Source organism: Bradyrhizobium sp. B025, assembly GCF_042257955.1.
Lineage (GTDB): Bacteria > Pseudomonadota > Alphaproteobacteria > Rhizobiales > Xanthobacteraceae > Bradyrhizobium > Bradyrhizobium diazoefficiens.
Window position 1 is genome coordinate 7,545,437 of record NZ_CP170150.1, and the last position, 15,677, is coordinate 7,561,113.

Annotated in this window: 15 protein-coding genes; 3 read left to right on the top strand and 12 right to left on the bottom strand. The window is 64.5% G+C overall.

Annotated features, from left to right (window positions below):
* Positions 1 to 162 precede the first annotated feature (162 nt).
* The 5 genes from ACE10W_RS35685 to ACE10W_RS35705 all read right to left on the bottom strand — a co-directional run bounded on the left by ACE10W_RS35685 (position 163) and on the right by ACE10W_RS35705 (position 4,858).
* On the bottom strand, positions 163 to 894 hold the full coding sequence (locus tag ACE10W_RS35685) for an amino acid ABC transporter ATP-binding protein (RefSeq protein ID WP_011090324.1): 732 nt from the start codon (positions 892 to 894) through the stop codon (positions 163 to 165).
* Positions 895 to 906: 12 nt separating this feature from the next.
* Positions 907 to 1,599: an amino acid ABC transporter permease gene (locus ACE10W_RS35690; protein WP_011090325.1), complete on the bottom strand. Its 693-nt coding sequence runs from the start codon at positions 1,597 to 1,599 to the stop codon at positions 907 to 909.
* A 4-nt stretch (positions 1,600 to 1,603) separates the two neighbouring features.
* Positions 1,604 to 2,335: an amino acid ABC transporter permease gene (locus ACE10W_RS35695; protein ID WP_011090326.1), complete on the bottom strand. Its 732-nt coding sequence runs from the start codon at positions 2,333 to 2,335 to the stop codon at positions 1,604 to 1,606.
* Positions 2,336 to 2,461: 126 nt separating this feature from the next.
* Positions 2,462 to 3,373, bottom strand: a complete 912-nt coding sequence (locus ACE10W_RS35700) for an amino acid ABC transporter substrate-binding protein (protein WP_011090327.1) — start codon at positions 3,371 to 3,373, stop codon at positions 2,462 to 2,464.
* A 99-nt stretch (positions 3,374 to 3,472) separates the two neighbouring features.
* Positions 3,473 to 4,858, bottom strand: coding sequence for a M20 family metallopeptidase (locus ACE10W_RS35705; protein WP_011090328.1), 1,386 nt, complete (start codon positions 4,856 to 4,858; stop codon positions 3,473 to 3,475).
* A 261-nt stretch (positions 4,859 to 5,119) separates the two neighbouring features.
* On the opposite strand from ACE10W_RS35705, the gene ACE10W_RS35710 reads away from it, so the two are divergent.
* A complete protein-coding gene (locus ACE10W_RS35710) occupies positions 5,120 to 6,499 on the top strand; it encodes an LLM class flavin-dependent oxidoreductase (RefSeq protein WP_304548604.1) in 1,380 nt (459 codons plus the stop codon).
* Positions 6,500 to 6,683: 184 nt separating this feature from the next.
* On the opposite strand, the gene ACE10W_RS35715 is transcribed toward ACE10W_RS35710, so the two are convergent.
* The gene (locus tag ACE10W_RS35715) at positions 6,684 to 8,345 is read right to left on the bottom strand and encodes a thiamine pyrophosphate-binding protein (protein ID WP_304548605.1); all 1,662 of its coding nucleotides are present in this window, start codon (positions 8,343 to 8,345) and stop codon (positions 6,684 to 6,686) included.
* A gap of 150 nt (positions 8,346 to 8,495) precedes the next feature.
* Here ACE10W_RS35715 and ACE10W_RS35720 point away from each other — a divergent pair, with 150 nt between their 5' ends.
* A complete protein-coding gene (locus tag ACE10W_RS35720) occupies positions 8,496 to 8,927 on the top strand; it encodes a TfoX/Sxy family protein (protein WP_304548606.1) in 432 nt (143 codons plus the stop codon).
* On the opposite strand, the gene ACE10W_RS35725 is transcribed toward ACE10W_RS35720, so the two are convergent.
* From ACE10W_RS35725 to ACE10W_RS35735, 3 genes are all read right to left on the bottom strand, one after another.
* Positions 8,881 to 9,387, bottom strand: coding sequence for a GFA family protein (locus tag ACE10W_RS35725; protein ID WP_028173900.1), 507 nt, complete (start codon positions 9,385 to 9,387; stop codon positions 8,881 to 8,883). The two genes, ACE10W_RS35720 and ACE10W_RS35725, sit on opposite strands and share 47 nt — an antisense overlap.
* Positions 9,388 to 9,568: 181 nt before the next feature.
* A complete protein-coding gene (locus ACE10W_RS35730) occupies positions 9,569 to 10,696 on the bottom strand; it encodes an alkene reductase (RefSeq protein ID WP_304548607.1) in 1,128 nt (375 codons plus the stop codon).
* 251 nt (positions 10,697 to 10,947) lie between these two features.
* A complete protein-coding gene (locus tag ACE10W_RS35735; RefSeq protein ID WP_161536786.1) occupies positions 10,948 to 12,444 on the bottom strand; it encodes an aldehyde dehydrogenase family protein in 1,497 nt (498 codons plus the stop codon).
* Between the two features lie 192 nt (positions 12,445 to 12,636).
* Here ACE10W_RS35735 and ACE10W_RS35740 point away from each other — a divergent pair, with 192 nt between their 5' ends.
* A complete protein-coding gene (locus tag ACE10W_RS35740; RefSeq protein ID WP_304548608.1) occupies positions 12,637 to 13,482 on the top strand; it encodes an SDR family oxidoreductase in 846 nt (281 codons plus the stop codon).
* Between the two features lie 241 nt (positions 13,483 to 13,723).
* Here ACE10W_RS35740 and ACE10W_RS35745 read toward each other — a convergent pair whose 3' ends face one another.
* The 3 genes from ACE10W_RS35745 to ACE10W_RS35755 form a co-directional block, all read right to left on the bottom strand.
* Positions 13,724 to 13,930: a hypothetical protein gene (locus tag ACE10W_RS35745; protein WP_027547442.1), complete on the bottom strand. Its 207-nt coding sequence runs from the start codon at positions 13,928 to 13,930 to the stop codon at positions 13,724 to 13,726.
* A gap of 203 nt (positions 13,931 to 14,133) precedes the next feature.
* On the bottom strand, positions 14,134 to 14,547 hold the full coding sequence (locus tag ACE10W_RS35750; RefSeq protein ID WP_038967347.1) for a Rieske (2Fe-2S) protein: 414 nt from the start codon (positions 14,545 to 14,547) through the stop codon (positions 14,134 to 14,136).
* 7 nt (positions 14,548 to 14,554) lie between these two features.
* Positions 14,555 to 15,667, bottom strand: coding sequence for an amidohydrolase family protein (locus ACE10W_RS35755; RefSeq protein ID WP_304548611.1), 1,113 nt, complete (start codon positions 15,665 to 15,667; stop codon positions 14,555 to 14,557).
* Positions 15,668 to 15,677 lie beyond the last annotated feature (10 nt).

Genomic DNA, 15,677 nt, shown 5'->3' on the forward strand with positions numbered 1-15,677 from the left:
TTTGGCCACGGGTATAGGAGATTTAGCGAGCCTGATAAACCCTCGATCGTCATTCCGGGGCATTCGCAAAGCGAATGAGCCCGGAATCCATCTCACCTCGGAGACTGACGCCCGATGGATTCCGGGCCTGGCCCTTCGGGCCATCCCGGAATGACAATGGAGCTAATGCGACAGAATCTTCGACAGGAACTTCTGCGCGCGGTCGCTGCGCGGCTTGCCGAAGAAATCCTCCTTCGCCGCGTCCTCGACGATCTCGCCGCGATCCATGAAGATCACGCGGTTGGCGACCTTGCGGGCAAAGCCCATCTCGTGGGTGACGACCATCATGGTCATGCCTTCGCGGGCGAGATCGACCATGACGTCGAGCACCTCGCTGACCATTTCAGGATCGAGCGCCGAGGTCGGCTCGTCGAACAGCATGACGATCGGATCCATCGCGAGCGCGCGCGCAATCGCAACGCGCTGCTGCTGGCCGCCGGAGAGCTGCGCCGGGAATTTCTGCGCCTGCTCCTTCAGGCCGACCCGCTCCAGGAGCTGCATGCCTTTCGCCACCGCCTTGTCGTACGGCCGTCCCAGCACCTTCTGCTGGGCAAGGCAGAGGTTCTCGATGATCTTGAGATGCGGGAACAGCTCGAAGTGCTGGAACACCATGCCGACGCGCGAGCGAAGCTTCGGCAGGTCGGTCCTGGGATCGTTGACCTTGGTGCCGTCGACGCTGATGTCGCCCTCCTGGAACGGCTCGAGCGCGTTGACGCATTTGATCAGCGTCGACTTGCCCGAACCCGAGGGACCGCAGACCACGACGACCTCGCCCTTGGTGACGCTGGTGGTGCAGTCGGTCAGCACCTGGAAGGTCGGGGTGTACCATTTGTTGACGTGGCTGATTTCGATCATGACCGACACGCTCTATCGAATGATGGCGATGCGCGCCTGGAGGCGACGCACGCCGAAGGACGCGACACAGGAAATGGTGAAGTAGACGACGGCGGCGAACAGGTACATCTCGACCAGGCGGCCGTCGCGCTGCGCGACCTTGCTCGCCGCGCCCAGAAAGTCCGGGATCGAGAGCACGTAGACCAGCGAGGTGTCCTGGAACAGCACGATGGTCTGCGTCAGCAGCACCGGCAGCATGTTGCGGAACGCCTGCGGCAGCACGACGTAGCGCATGGTCTGGGCGTAGGTCAGGCCGAGCGCGTTGGCGGCGGCGGGCTGGCCGCGCGAGATCGACTGGATGCCGGCGCGCATGATCTCGGAGAAGTACGCCGCCTCGAACATGATGAAGGTGATGAGCGAGGAGGCGAACGCGCCGACGCTGATCGGCCGCGACGCGCCGGTCACCCACTGCCCGATATAGGGCACCAGGAAGTAGAACCAGAAGATGACCAGCACCAACGGCAGCGAGCGCATGAAGTCGACATAGACGCCGGCGATGCGGCCGAGCACCTTGAAGCCCGACAGTCGCATCAACGCGATCGCGGTGCCGAAGATCAGGCCGCCGAGGCCCGCCAGCGCCGTCAGGGTCACCGTGAACGTCATGCCCTCGTAGAACAGGTAGGGCAGCGCGCGGCGGATGACGTCGAAATCGAGATTACCGAACATTGCGCTATTTCCCCGTGATGTAGCCGGGGATCGCGACATAGCGCTCGAGGAAGCGCATCGCGGTCACGACGACGGCGTTGACGAGGAGATAAAGGATGGTCGCGGCGGTGAAGGCCTCGAACACCTGGAACGAGAATTCCTGCATCGAGCGCGCCTGTCCGGTCAGCTCGATCAGGCCGATGGTGATGGCCACCGCCGTGTTCTTGATGGTGTTGAGGAACTCGGAAGTCAGCGGCGGCAGGATGATGCGGAACGCCATCGGCAGCAGCACGTAGCGATAGCCCTGCACGGTGGTGAGCCCGAGCGCGGTCGCCGCCATCTTCTGCCCGCGCGGCAACGAACCGATGCCCGCCTGCAATTGCACCGCGACGCGCGCCGACATGAAGAAGCCGATGCCGATCGCGGCCGTCCAGAACGGCGCATTCGGCAGTTGCTTCAGCCACAGGCCGGCGGATTTCGGCAGCAGCTCCGGCAGCACGAAGAACCACAGGAAGAGCTGCACCAGCAGCGGCATGTTGCGGAAGAACTCGACCCAGCAGAAGCCGAACCGGTAGGCCGCCTTGGACGGCAGCGTGCGCATGACGCCGACGAGCGAGCCAAACACCAGCGCGATGATCCAGGCGAGCACCGCCGTCTTCAGGGTCAGCACCAGGCCCGACAACAGCATGTCGAGATAGGTGCCGGTCCCCATCGGGTTCGGCTCGAAGAAAATTCCCCAGTTCCAGTGGTAGTTCACGTGTCCCTCGCGCGAACGCGCCAATCACAGATGTCGTAACGTCTATGCAAATGTCCGGCCACTCCCTCCAGAATGGCCGGAATTTGCTTCCTCTCCCCGCAAGCGGGGAGAGGCGAACAACTCAGCTTACTTGTAGTCGTCCGGGTTCGGCGAGTCCGTCGGCTTGGCGAACTCGTTCTTCAGCTCGGCCGAGATCGGAGTGTTGAGGTTGAGCCCCTTCGGCGGGATCTTGGCCGTGAACCACTTCTCGTAGATCTTCTGGCCTTCGCCCGAGGTGTAGAGCGCAGCGGTCGCCGCATCGACCACCTTCTTGAACGGCGCGTCGTCCTTGCGCAGCATGATGCCGTAGGGCTCGGGCTTGGAGAAGGCGTCCTTGGAGATGACGTAGTCGTCGGGCGACTTCGAGCCGGCAACGAGGCTCGCGAGCAGGATATCGTCCATCACGAAGGCGACCGCGCGATCGGTCTCGACCATCAGGAAGGATTCGGCGTGATCCTTGGCCGGGATGATGTTGGCGCCGAGGCCTTTCGCAACATTGGCCTCGGTGAGCTGCTTGATGTTGGTGGTGCCGGCAGTCGAGACCACGGTCTTGCCCTTGAGATCATCGATCGACTTCAGGCCGCTCGACTTCTTGAACACGTAGCGGCTGGCGGTCAGGAAGTGGGTGTTGGTGAAGGCGACCTGCTTCTGGCGGTCGGCATTGTTGGTGGTCGAGCCGCATTCGAGGTCGATGGTGCCGTTGGCCATCAGCGGGATGCGGGTCGCCGAGGTCACCGGATTGAGCTTGACCTCGAGCTTGTCGAGCTTGAGTTCCTTCTTCACGGCGTCGACGATCTTGTAGCAGATGTCCATCGCGAACCCGATCGGCTTCTGGTTGTCGTCCAGATAGGAGAACGGGATGGAGGAGTCGCGGAAGCCCAGCGTGATGGCACCGGTGTCCTTGATGTTCTTCAGCGTGCCGGTCAGCTCCTGGGCCCCGGCCTGGCTGACGACGAAGGTCGCGGCGAGCGCGAGCCCGATGTGACGGAAATGCTTCACTTTTTTGGTCCCCTTTCAGGATGATGCGGCCGGATGCAAGCACAAATCAGGCCGGATTAGAATGTGACTTTCGACTGGATCGCCGCTCAGGTTAACGGCTCAGGTAAGTGGTTTGGGCAATTCGCCGAGATCCCAGAACAGGCCGGCCATCACCGTCAAGGCCTCTTCGGTCAACGGCAGCAGGATGTGCTCATTGGGCGCATGCTGGGAGCAGCCGGGATAGGAGTGCGGGACCCAGATCGTCGGCAGGCCCAGGATCTCGGAAAACACGTCGTTCGGCAGCGAGCCGCCGAAGTTCGGCAGCACCGCCGGCGCCTTGCCGGTAGTTTCCCGCACCGAATCCGCCGCCCATTTGATCCAGGGGCTGTCGAAATCGGTACGCGAGGCGGCAAAGCTCTGTGCGGCCCGCACCTCGACCATCGGGAAACCCTTTTGCACCAGATGCGCGCGGACGGCCTCGATCAGGCCGTCGACCTTGGTGCCGACGACAAAACGCAGTTGCAGCACGGCATTGGCATGGCCGGGAATGGCGTTGGCCGGCTTCTCGATATTGCCGGACGACATCGCCAGCACTTCCAACGTGTTCCAGGCATAGAGGCGTTCGGCCGCCGACAGGCCTTCCTCGCCCCAGTTCTCCGCCAGCGCCGGCTCGTCCGCGGTCGGCACCACGTCCACGTCCGCAAGATAGCTGCGGATCTGGTTGGTGAGCCGCGGCGGCTTCAGGGCATCGAGCTGGAGACGGCCATGGCCGTCGACCAGCGTCGAGATCGCGTTGACCAGAATGGTCGCGGGGTTGGCGAGCACGCCGCCCCAATTGCCGGAATGATGGCCGCCATCGCGCAAATTGACGTCGAGATGGATGCGGATGCCGCCACGGCAGCCGAGGAAGAGTGTCGGGCGATCTGCCGACAGCCGCGGTCCGTCGGAGGCCATGAACAGATCGGCCTTGAGCGCATCGCGATTGAGGTCGCAGACCTTGCCGAGATCGGGCGAGCCGATCTCCTCGCCCATCTCGACGATGAATTTGGCGTTGAAGCCGAGCTTGCCGCCGCGGGCCTCGCGCACCGCGCGGAGCGCCGCCATGTTGATGCTGTGCTGGCCCTTGTTGTCGGCGGTGCCGCGGCCGTAGAGGCGCGTGCCCGCAACCGTCGTGCGCCAGGGATCGCGGCCATCGCGCCACTCGCCTTCCATGCCGTCGACGACGTCGCCATGGCCGTAAATCAGCACGGTCGGGGCGGATGCGCTCTCGTGATGCTCGGCGAACAGGAACGGCGCCTTGCCGCTGGGAGATTCGACCATGCGGCTTTGAAAATCGAGCTCCGCGAACGCCGGCTGCATCTCCTGTTCCAGATAGGCGCGCAGCTCGGGGCCGCGCGACGGATTCTGGCTCTCGGTCTTGAAGGCGACGCGGCGGTCGAGTTCGGCGAGGAACGCGCCCGAATTGAAATCCTCACGGGCACGGGCGATGGCGGCGGCTCTGGTCATGATTTTCTTTTCGGACTTCGAGGAAGGACCCTACCCGAGACAGGACGGCCTTCGATAGTGGCGGGGACTTGGATTGTTCTTGTAGTTCTCTTGTAGTTCTCTTGGGATTTCGTTCTTGCTCGCTTGAGATTGGCTTGCCAAGGGCAGCAGTGCTGCTGATTTTGGCCTTGCCAAGTGCAAGTTATATGCAAGAACTTCGCCAAGTTGGGGCGCACGTCTATCATTCGAAGAGCGCTCGGTACAGAGCGCCGGGGGACCAATATGGCCAAGCAGATCAGGCTCAACGCCTTTGCGATGAATTGCGTCGCCCACCAGTCGCCGGGCCTGTGGACCCATCCGCGCGACCGCACCGCCGAATATAATCGCCTGCCTTACTGGCTCGATCTCGCCAGGACGCTGGAGCGTGGCCGTTTCGACGGATTGTTCCTGGCCGACGTGCTTGGCGTCTACGACGTCTATGGCAACAGCCCTGACGCAGCCTTGCGCAATGCAGCACAGACGCCGTCGAACGAGCCGTTGCTCCTGCTCTCGGCGATGGCGGCGGTGACGCAAAATCTCGGTTTCGGCGTCACCAGCAATTTGTCCTTCGAACCGCCCTACCCGTTCGCGCGGCGGATGTCGACACTCGACCATCTCACCGAGGGCCGGATCGGCTGGAACGTCGTCACCGGCTATCTCGACAGCGCCGCCCGCGGCGCCGGCAAGAACAAGCAGACCGGACATGACGACCGCTACGACATCGCCGACGAATATATGGAGGTCGTCTACAAGCTCTGGGAAGGAAGCTGGGAGGACGATGCCGTGCTGCGCGACCGGGCGCGCGGCATCTTCACCGATCCCGCAAAGGTTCATCGCGTCAATCACGAGGGCGCGAACTACCGCATCAACAACACCATCCATCTCAGCGAGCCGTCGCCGCAGCGCACGCCCGTGCTGTACCAGGCCGGCACCTCGCCGCGCGGGCGGCAGTTCGCGGCGAAGCACGCCGAATGTGTGTTCATGTCGGGACCGTCGGCCAAGATCATCGCGCCGCGCGTCTCCGCGATCCGCCAGGAGGCTGCCGCGCTCGGCCGCAATCCGGCGGAGATCCTCATGTTCAACATGATGACGATCATCCTCGGCAACACGGAAGCTGAAGCTGCGGCGAAATATGCCGACTACCGCTCGCATATCAGCCCGGAAGGCGCCCTGGCCCTGATGTCGGGATGGACCGGCATCGACTTCTCCGGCTACGAGCTCGACCAGCAGGTCCGGCACGTCCAGAACGATGCCGGCCGCAGCGCGCTCGACAACGTCACCCGCGGTGATCCCGACCGCGTCTGGACCGTGCGCGACGTCATCGAGCATGTCGGCATCGGCGGTGCCGGTCCGGTCGTGGTGGGCACGCCGGAGAGCGTCGCAGACAAGATCGAGGATTGGTTCGAGAAGACGGACGTCGACGGCCTCAACGTGGCGTTCGCGATCTCGCCCGGTGATTTCGAGGACATCGCCGACATGCTGGTGCCGGAGCTGACGCGGCGCGGACGGTACAAGCCGGAGTATGCGAAAGGCACGTTGCGGGAGAAGCTGTTCGGTGCGGGGCGCGCAAGGCTCGACACGCCGCATCCGGCGGCGGGGTATCGGGTGGCGAAGACGGGGTAGGCGCCACCCCCAATGTCGTCCTGGCGAAAGCCAGGACCCATTACCCCAACAGGGAGTTTGGCGAAGACTGGTCGTTCGGGATTAGTACCACCCGCACACGATAGATCACGCGGTATGGGTCCTGGCTTTCGCCAGGACGACGATGTGGAGGCATTGTGCACGCTGCCTCCACACCGTCACTGCCCTACACCTTCCCGTCCACCATCACCTCGATCAGCTTCGTCCCCGGCCGGCCAAACGCCGACGACAGCGTCGCCTTCAGCTCGCTTGGGTCGCTGATCTTGATCGCCTCGCACCCCAATGCCTTCGCGATCCCGGCGAAATCGACCGGCGGATCGACAAAATCCATGCCGACATAATTGTCGTCGCCATGGAAGGCGAGCAGGCGCTGCTTGATGATGCGATAGCCGCCATTGTTGGCGATGAGGACGTTGAGCGGCAGCTTGTGATGTGCCGCCGTCCAGAGCGACTGGATCGAATACATCGCGCTGCCGTCGCCGGAGAAGCACACCACGGGACGATCCGGATTGGCGATGCTGACGCCGACCGAGGCCGGCAGGCCCCAGCCGATGCCGCCGGATGCAAGGCCGTGATAGCCGAAGCGATCGCGGTGCGGATGCAGGTTCGTGATCTGGCGGCTGGAGGTGAGGCCTTCGTCGACGAGGATGGCGTTGCCGGGCATGGCCTCTGTCATTTGCAGCACCAGATAGTCCGGATCGATGGGGTTGCGGCCCGCACTCTTGCCGATCTGCTCCACCAGCGCGGCGCGGCGCGCGCTCCAGTTCTTCGGCGCAAGCTCGGCGAGACGCTGCCTGGCGCGTTGCGCCAGTGCCGCGCCACCCATCTCCTTCAGCACGGGGATCAGCGCGCGCAGCGTTTCCTTGACGTCCGCCTTCAGCGCAATCTCCGCGCCAAAATTCTTGGCGATCTCCCAGTCGACGAGGCCGACCTGGAGAATTGGCAATCCATCCGGCAGCGGGTCGACTTCGCTATAGACCGACATCCGCAGCGGATCGCCGCCGAGCGCGATCAGGAGGTCGTAGGGCGCGAGCGTGTCGCGCGCGACCTTCTGCACCCGCGCCAACGTGCCGACGAAGCTCGGGCTCTCCGAGAGGAAGTGCGAGCCATAGGGCGTCGAGGACTGATAGGCGGCAGCGCCGAGCAGCTCGGCGAGCTCGGCCGCCTCCTTCAGCGCGTCGCTCTTGACCACCTCGTCCATGGTGACGATGACAGGACGTTCGGCCTTGAGCAGCCGCGCGGCAAAGGCCTTCAGCGCCTCGTCCGACGGTTTGGTGCGCGTGTCGATGCGGGTGGAGCGGCCAAGATCGATGCCGGCCTCGCTGTTGAGGATGTCACCGGGCAGCGAGATGAACACCGGCCCGGTCGGCGGCGTCATCGCGACCTTGGCAGCGCGGCGCACGATGCGCGGCAGATCCTCCAGCCGCGTCACCTCGACCGCCCATTTCACCAGCGGTTCGGCCATGCGCACCAGCGGGCCGTACAGCACCGGCTCCATCAGGCCGTGGCCCTGCTCCTGCTGGCCCGCGGTCAAAATCATCGGCGTGCCCGTGAACTGGGCGTTGTAGAGCGAGCCCATGGCGTTGCCGAGGCCGGGCGCGACATGGACGTTGCAGGCGACGAGCTTGCCGGAGGCGCGGCTGTAGCCGTCCGCGATCGCCACCACCAGGCTCTCCTGCATTGCCATCACATAGGTGAGATCAGGGTGGTCCTTCAGCGCATGCATGATCGGCAGCTCGGTGGTACCGGGGTTGCCGAACAGATGGGTGATGCCCTCGTCCTTGAGCAGCGCGAGAAAAGCGGAGCGACCGGTGATCTTGTTCTTCATGTTTCCTCCAGAAGCGGGCGTTGCCGCAAGGACGGAGGCATGATGGCCGAAGTTGGCCGAGGCACGCAAGGAAGCGCCGTCATGGCAGACTTGCGTCGGCGCGCGCAAGCTGGAAACATGCTCGGGCGTAAACCTGTACGGGGAGACGCGATGGCCTATGACGAGAACACCGCGGCGCGGGTGCGCAAATTACTGGCGGGTCAGCGAAACGTCGCGGAAAAGAAGATGATGGGCGGCCTCTGCTTCATGGTGAACAACACCATGTGCTGCACCGTAAGCGGGCGCGGCGGCATGCTGATCCGCGTCGGCCCGGAAGTGCATGCACGCATGCTGCAGGAGCCGCATACGAGCCCGATGGAAATGCGCGGGCGCATCATGACCGGCTTTGTCCGCGTCGCGCCGGACGGCTATCAGAGCGATGCCGAGCTGAAAAAATGGGTCAAGCGCGGGCTCGACTTCGTGGCGGCGAATACCGCGGGACGCAAAGCGGCGCCACGGAAGGCTGTTTCGGCGAAGACTGAGGTCGCCGCCAAGGCTAAAGCACCTCCTCGCGGCCGAGCTCGAAAGGGTCTTCGCCGCTAGCGCGCTTCTTCTTTTTCGAGCGCTGCCAGACCACACCGGGAAAGCCCTTCAACGGCACCAGCGGCTCGCCGGTATAGGCCCATTCCTGGAGCTCTTCGATCGCGATGTGATAGAGCGGCTGGCGGCCGGTGCGCTCCCTAAACAGCGCGCGGGGGATGTTGACCATGTGGGGCCCGCGCGGCCGCTCGTAGGCGATCGGCGTGCCGCAATGCGAGCAGAAGCTGCGCGCGGTTTTGGTGGCCTTGTCCTCGTAGCGCGTGAGCGCGGTCTTGCCGGAGGTGATGCGAAAGCGCTTCTTCCAGCTCCCGACATAGGTCGCGTAAGCCGCGCCATGGGCGCGGCGACTACTGGCGGAATGATCGTGCCAGGCCCAGCGCGCGGGAACGTCGATCTCGAAGGTGACCTTGCCGCAGAGGCATTGACCGGTGGCGGTTCCTGCGGCGGCTGCGGCTTTGGCCATCGTCTCTCTCCGTCGTCGTTGCAGAGGCGACAATACACGATCGTCATTCCGGGGCGCGACGAAGTCGCGAGCCCGGAATCCATCGGGCTGCGTACTCAGAGGCGGGATGGATTCCGGGCTCGACGCTCCCGGGCCGCGCTTCGCGCGGTCCCGAGCGTTGCCCCGGAATGACTGAGGGAGACTACGCCGGTGTCAGCTCGTCATACGCCGGATAATCCGTATACCCCTTCTCCTCGCCGCCGTAGAACGTGGCCCGATTGTAGGGCGTGATCGGATAATCGTGCCGAAGGCGCCGCGGCAAATCGGGGTTGGAGATGAAGATACGGCCGAAGGCGATGATGTCGGCATGGCCGTCGGCGATCGCCGCATTCGCGGTCTCGCCGGTAAACCCGCCGGCCGTCATCAGCACGCCGCTGTAGAGCGGGCGGAACAGCACCATCGCCGACGGTACATTCTCCCAGTGGACGTCGGCGCGCCCGGCGCCGCTGGAGCGCGGCTCGATGAAGTGAAGATAGGCAAGACCGAGCTTGTCGAGCGCCTTCACGACATGGGTGAAGAGCGGCATCGGATCGGGCTCGCCGGAATCGTTGGCGATACCGTGCGGCGACAGCCGCACGGCGACGCGGTTTGCACCCCAGACGTCGATCGCGGCCTGCGTGACATCGAGCAGAAGCCGCGCGCGATTCTCGATTCCGCCGCCATATTGATCGGTGCGCTGGTTGCTGCGCGATTGGAGGAACTGCTCGAGCAGATAGCCGTTGGCGCCGTGGATCTCGACGCCGTCGAAGCCGGCGGCGAGCGCGTTCTTCGCGCCCTGCCGGAACGCCTCGACGATGCCCTTGACCTCGTCCGTCTCCAGCGCGCGCGGCGTCTCGTAGTCGGCGATCTTGCCTTCGGCCGTCATCGCCTTCATGCCTTCGGCCTTGATCGCAATCGCCGAGGCCGAGACCGGTAGCTCACCGCCATGGAAGGAGGAATGCGAGACGCGGCCGACATGCCAGAGCTGGAGGAAGATGATGCCGCCCTTGGCATGCACGGCATCCGTCACCTTGCGCCAGCCGGCGATCTGCGCCTCCGAATAGATGCCGGGCGTCGCCGGATTGCCGCGGCCGTGCGAGAGCACCGGCGAGGCTTCGGCGATGAGCAAGCCGCCCGGCGTCGCGCGCTGGCCGTAATATTCGGCATTGAGCGGCCGCGGCGAAAAGCTGTCGCGCTCGGCGCGCATGCGCGTCAGCGGCGCCATCGCGACGCGATGCGCCAGCTTGTACGGACCGACCTGCAACGGATTGAACAACGCCGGAAATTTCATGCTGGCCCCAAAGTGGCTATGGAAGGATGCGGATCATATAAGAGGAAGAGACGGCCTGAAAAGATGCTGCCCGGTCTCCCTCTCCCCGTTCTTACGGGGAGAGGGTTGGGGTGAGGGGCCGCCTCCACGAAAATGGTGAGAGCTGGACTCGCGGAAACTCCCCCTCACCCGGAATCCGCGCTACGCGCGCATTCCGGCCTCTCCCCGCAAGCGGGGAGAGGCAAAGTGGCGCCGCGAACGCGGGAACCACGCTACGCCGTCTTGATCCAGACGGCCTTCACGTTGAGATACTCCTCGACGTGCTGCTTGCCGGACTCGCGGCCGTAACCGCTCATCTTGTAGCCGCCGAAGGGCACAGCCGGATCCATCGCCTGGTAGCAGTTCACCCACACCGAGCCGGCACGCAGGCTCTTCGCAACCGCGTGTGCCTTGCTGACGTCGCGCGTCCACAGGCCCGAGCCGAGGCCGAACGTGGTGTTGTTGGCGCGCTTGACCAGTTCGTCCATGTCCTTGAACGCGATGGCGGAGATGACGGGGCCAAAAATCTCCTCCTGCGCGATGCGCATATTGTCCTGGACGCCCGCGAACACGGTCGGCGAGACGAAGAAACCCTTCGACAGCGCGCCTTCGGTGACGCGGCCGCCGCCGGCGAGCGCCCGCGCGCCTTCCTTCTGGCCGATGTCGAGATAGCCGGTGACGCGCTCGAGCTGCTGCTCGGAGACCAGCGGGCCGATCTGCACGTTGGGATCGAGACCATTGCCGACTTGCAGCTTCTTGCCGAACTCGGCGACGCGGCCGACGAACTCCTCGTAGATCGACTGCTCGACGAACAGGCGCGTACCGGCGCTACAGATCTGGCCGGAGTTGGCAAACACCGCCATCGCGGCGCCGGGCACGGCGGCATCGAGATCGGCGTCCGCGAACACGATGTCCGGCGACTTGCCGCCAAGCTCGAGCGAGACGCGCTTGAGGTTGCCGGCCGAGGCGCGGATGATCGACTGTCCCGTGACGTGCGAGCCGGTGAAGGCGACCTTGTCGACGTCAGGGTGCGCGGCGAGCGCAGCGCCCGCTGTCTCGCCATAGCCGGGCACGACGTTGACGACGCCGGGCGGAATGCCTGCCTCCATCGCCAACTCGGCGATGCGCAACGAGGTCAGCGGCGCCTCTTCGGCGGGCTTGAGCACCACGGTGCAGCCGGTGGCGATCGCGGGGCCGATCTTCCAGATCGTCGCGGTGAGCGGGCCGTTCCAGGGGATGATGGCGCCGACGACGCCGATCGGCTCCTTCAGCGTGTAGGAGAAGATTTCGCCCGGCAGCGAGTTCTCGATGGTCTCGCCATGGATCGCGGTGGTCTGACCGGCGTAATAGCGCAGCATGCCGACGGCGCGGAGGCGATAGGCACGGGTGCGGCTGAGCGGCGCGCCCATATCGAGCGTGTCGAGCTGCGACAATTCGTCGAAATTCTTCTCGACGAGATCGGCAAGCTTCAGCAGCAGGTTCTGCCGCTCGAACGGCTTGACCTTGCTCCAGGGTCCTTCGAAGGCGCGGCGGGCGGCGGCAACGGCGCGGTCGATGTCTTCCTTGTCACCCTCGGCAACGGTTGCGAGCAGTTCGCCGGTCGCGGGATTGTGGGTCTCGAAGCGCTTGCCGGAGGCGGCATCGACCCATTTCCCGTCGATCAGCATCTGCTTGTAGGACCCATTGGCGAACGGGTGGCGCGTGATCGGAATAGCCTGCGACACAGCCATGGCTGCACTCCCTGTCAGGTGATTGATTGGGTTCGATCTCGGCGGGATCGTTGGGCGAGAAAGGATACAGCGGTGCCGGAAAGGCGTAAAGGCGGCGTGGAACGAAGACCTCCCATGCCGACTTGTGCAGGGTCGCGCGAACGCCATGTTATAGCTCGACCGAACTTGACGCCGCTCCCCGGAGAATGAGCCATGTCGCATCCTGTCATAGCCAAGGGCAATGTCGCCGTGATCACCGGGGGCGCATCCGGCATCGGCCTCGCCGCCGCCATCGCCTTCGCGCGCGCGGGAATGAAGGTGTGCATCGCCGACGTCGACCAGGCGCGACTGCAGGAGGCCGCAACAAGACTGTCATCCGTCACCGCCGCCACACATGTGATGACATTCGTCGTCGATGTCAGCCGCGCCGAGAGCGTGAAGGAACTGGAACACGCCGTCGGCGCGCATTTCGGCGGTACCGATATCCTCATTAACAATGCGGGCATCCAGCCCGGCAGCACGCTGTTCGGCGAGCCCGATAACTGGCAGCGCATCATCGCCGTCAACATGTGGGGCATCATCAACGGCTCGCGCATCTTCGCGCCCAACATGATCGCGCGCGGCAAGGCCGGCCTGATCATCAACACCGGCTCGAAGCAGGGCATCACCACGCCGCCCGGCGATCCCGCCTACAATGTCTCGAAGGCCGGCGTGAAGGCTTTTACGGAAGCGCTCCAGCATGAGCTGCGCAACACGGAAGGCTGTCACATCACGGCGCATCTGCTCGTTCCCGGCTTCGTCTTCACGGGGCTGACCGCGAAGGGCCGCACCGAGAAGCCGGCGGGAGCCTGGACGCCCGAGCAGACCGTCGAATTCATGATCGCGCGGCTCGAGGCCGGCGATTTCTACATCCTGTGCCCGGACAACGACGTGCCCCGCGCCCTCGACGAAAGGCGCATGCTCTGGGCCGCCGGCGATATCGTCGAGAACCGGCCCCCGCTGTCGCGCTGGCACCCGGACTATGCGGACGCGTTCGCGAAGTTCGTGAAGGGGGGCTAGGCGCGCTCTCTCGCTCCCTCTCCCCGTTCTTACGGGGAGAGGGTGGGGCGAGGGGCTGCTTACGCAAACTGCGGTCTGAACTATTGAAGGGATTTCGCAAGGGGTGGCCGTGGAGTCGGAGAGACTTTTGTCGCTGCGACTCAGTGCCATGCCCCTCACCCGGATCGCGTCGGACGATGCTTCGCATCGCCGAGGGCGATCCGACCTCTCCCCGCGGAAGGGCGGGGAAAGGTTAAGAAGCCTACAGCGTCTCTTGCTGATGCCCGCAATTCTTGCAGGCGAACTTGACGCGGCTCTGGCCCTTTGGCGCCTGCACCCGGTTCGGGGCGCCGCACTTGCCGCAGACCGCCTCGATCCGGGTATCGCCCTGCTTGACGACGATGGTCTTCTTTTCCATCGATTCGCGGATCAGGCGCTCGGCCTCCTCTCGCAGGGATTGTTTGGACAAAGCTCATCTCCGCCATGAATGCGGGCGAGGCTTATCGCACCTGCGTCGGAATCACAATCCGTGATGGTGATCGCGGCGTTATCAACATGTCATTCCGGGATGGTCCGCAGGACCAGACCTCAGGTGCGCACTTGCGCACCGGGGAATCTCGAGATTCCGGGTTCATTCGCTGTGCAAATGCCCCGGAATGACGGTGTATGACTTCAGACCTCGACAATCACATAGCTGTCCTCGACATGCACCGGAAACGTTTCGGCAACATACGGGCCCTTCTGCAATTCGTCGCCCCGCTCCACCGCGACCGGATATGACCTGATCCTGACGCGTTTCGGATCGAACCAGGACTGGCCGCTGCGCATGTCGAACTCCCAGCCGTGCCAGGGACAGCGCAGCATCTCGCCGACGCGAGAGCGCTGATAGATGCCCGGCTCGGGCGAGGTCAGCCGCGCCACGCAGGCGGCCTTGTCGAGCGGCGCGCCCTCATGCGGGCAGCGGTTCAGAAGCGCAAAGAACTCGCCGTTGACGTGGAACACGACGATGTCGCGGCCCGCGACGTCGACGACCTTGTTGCCGCCAGGCGGGATCTCGGAGGTGCGGGCGACAATGTGACGGGCCATGCTGGTTTCAGAACTTGTAGACCGCGCGGGCATTGGTGCTGAAGATCTTCTTCCGCTCAGCCTCGGTCAGCGGCGTCTTGAAGGCGAAGCGCGGATCGTCGAAGTCCCAATGCGGATAGTCCGACGAGAACAGCAGACGGTCGATGCCGACCCATTCGATCAGCGCGCGCAGGTGCCGGGCCTCGTCCGGCTCGTCGATCGGCTGGGTCGTGAACCAGAAGTGCTCGCGGACGTATTCCGAGGGCCTGCGCTTGAGGTGTGGCACCTCGCTGCGGAACCGCTCGAAATGCTGGTCCATGCGCCACACCGCTGACGGGATCCAGCCAAAGCCGCCCTCGATGAAGACGATCTTCAGCTTGGGAAAGCGCTCCGGCACGCCCTCGATGACGAGGCTCGCAAGCTGCGCGGCAATGGTGTGCGCGTTCGACTGGTGCTCCTCGACGTAATAGGACGGCCAGCCGCCGCCGGTCGGGGCGTGGCCGCCATAGCCGCCGACATGGATGCCGAGTGGCAGGTCGAGCGCCTCGGCACGCTCGTAGATCGGCCAGTAGCGGCGGCGGCCGAGCGGCTCGTTGGCGCGCGGCGAGACGTTGATCTGGATGTATTCCCCGACCTTGGCGCAGCGCTCGATCTCAGCAATGGCTAGCTCGTTGCCGTCCTGCCCGACCAGGATCGACGCCTTCAGGCGCGGATCCCGATGCGACCAGAACGCCAGCTGCCAGTCATTGATGGCGCGCTGGATCGCGGCGCCGAACTCCAGGTTCTGCTGCGAGAAGATGAAGAGATCGAGCACCTGGAGAATGCCGAACTCGACGTCGAGCGGATCGAGATGCTGCTTGCGCATGAAATCAAGATCGGAACCGGGCGGCCCCCCGGTCGGCGGCCATGCATCGCGCCGCGCGATCAGCGGCGAGGACCGCGGATAGGGCGTGGTGAACAGATACGGCGTGCGCAGATGGCTGCCGTATTCCTTCAAGTGCTGCTGCCAGCGTTTGGGCAGGAACTCGTTGAGATCGTCCGTCGAGCGCAGGCTCGGATGGACGTCGCAATCGACGATGCGCAGCCGCGATGCGGCGGGCTTCTCGTCGTCGCGCAACGGACGGTCGATGACCTCACTCATGCGAACCTCC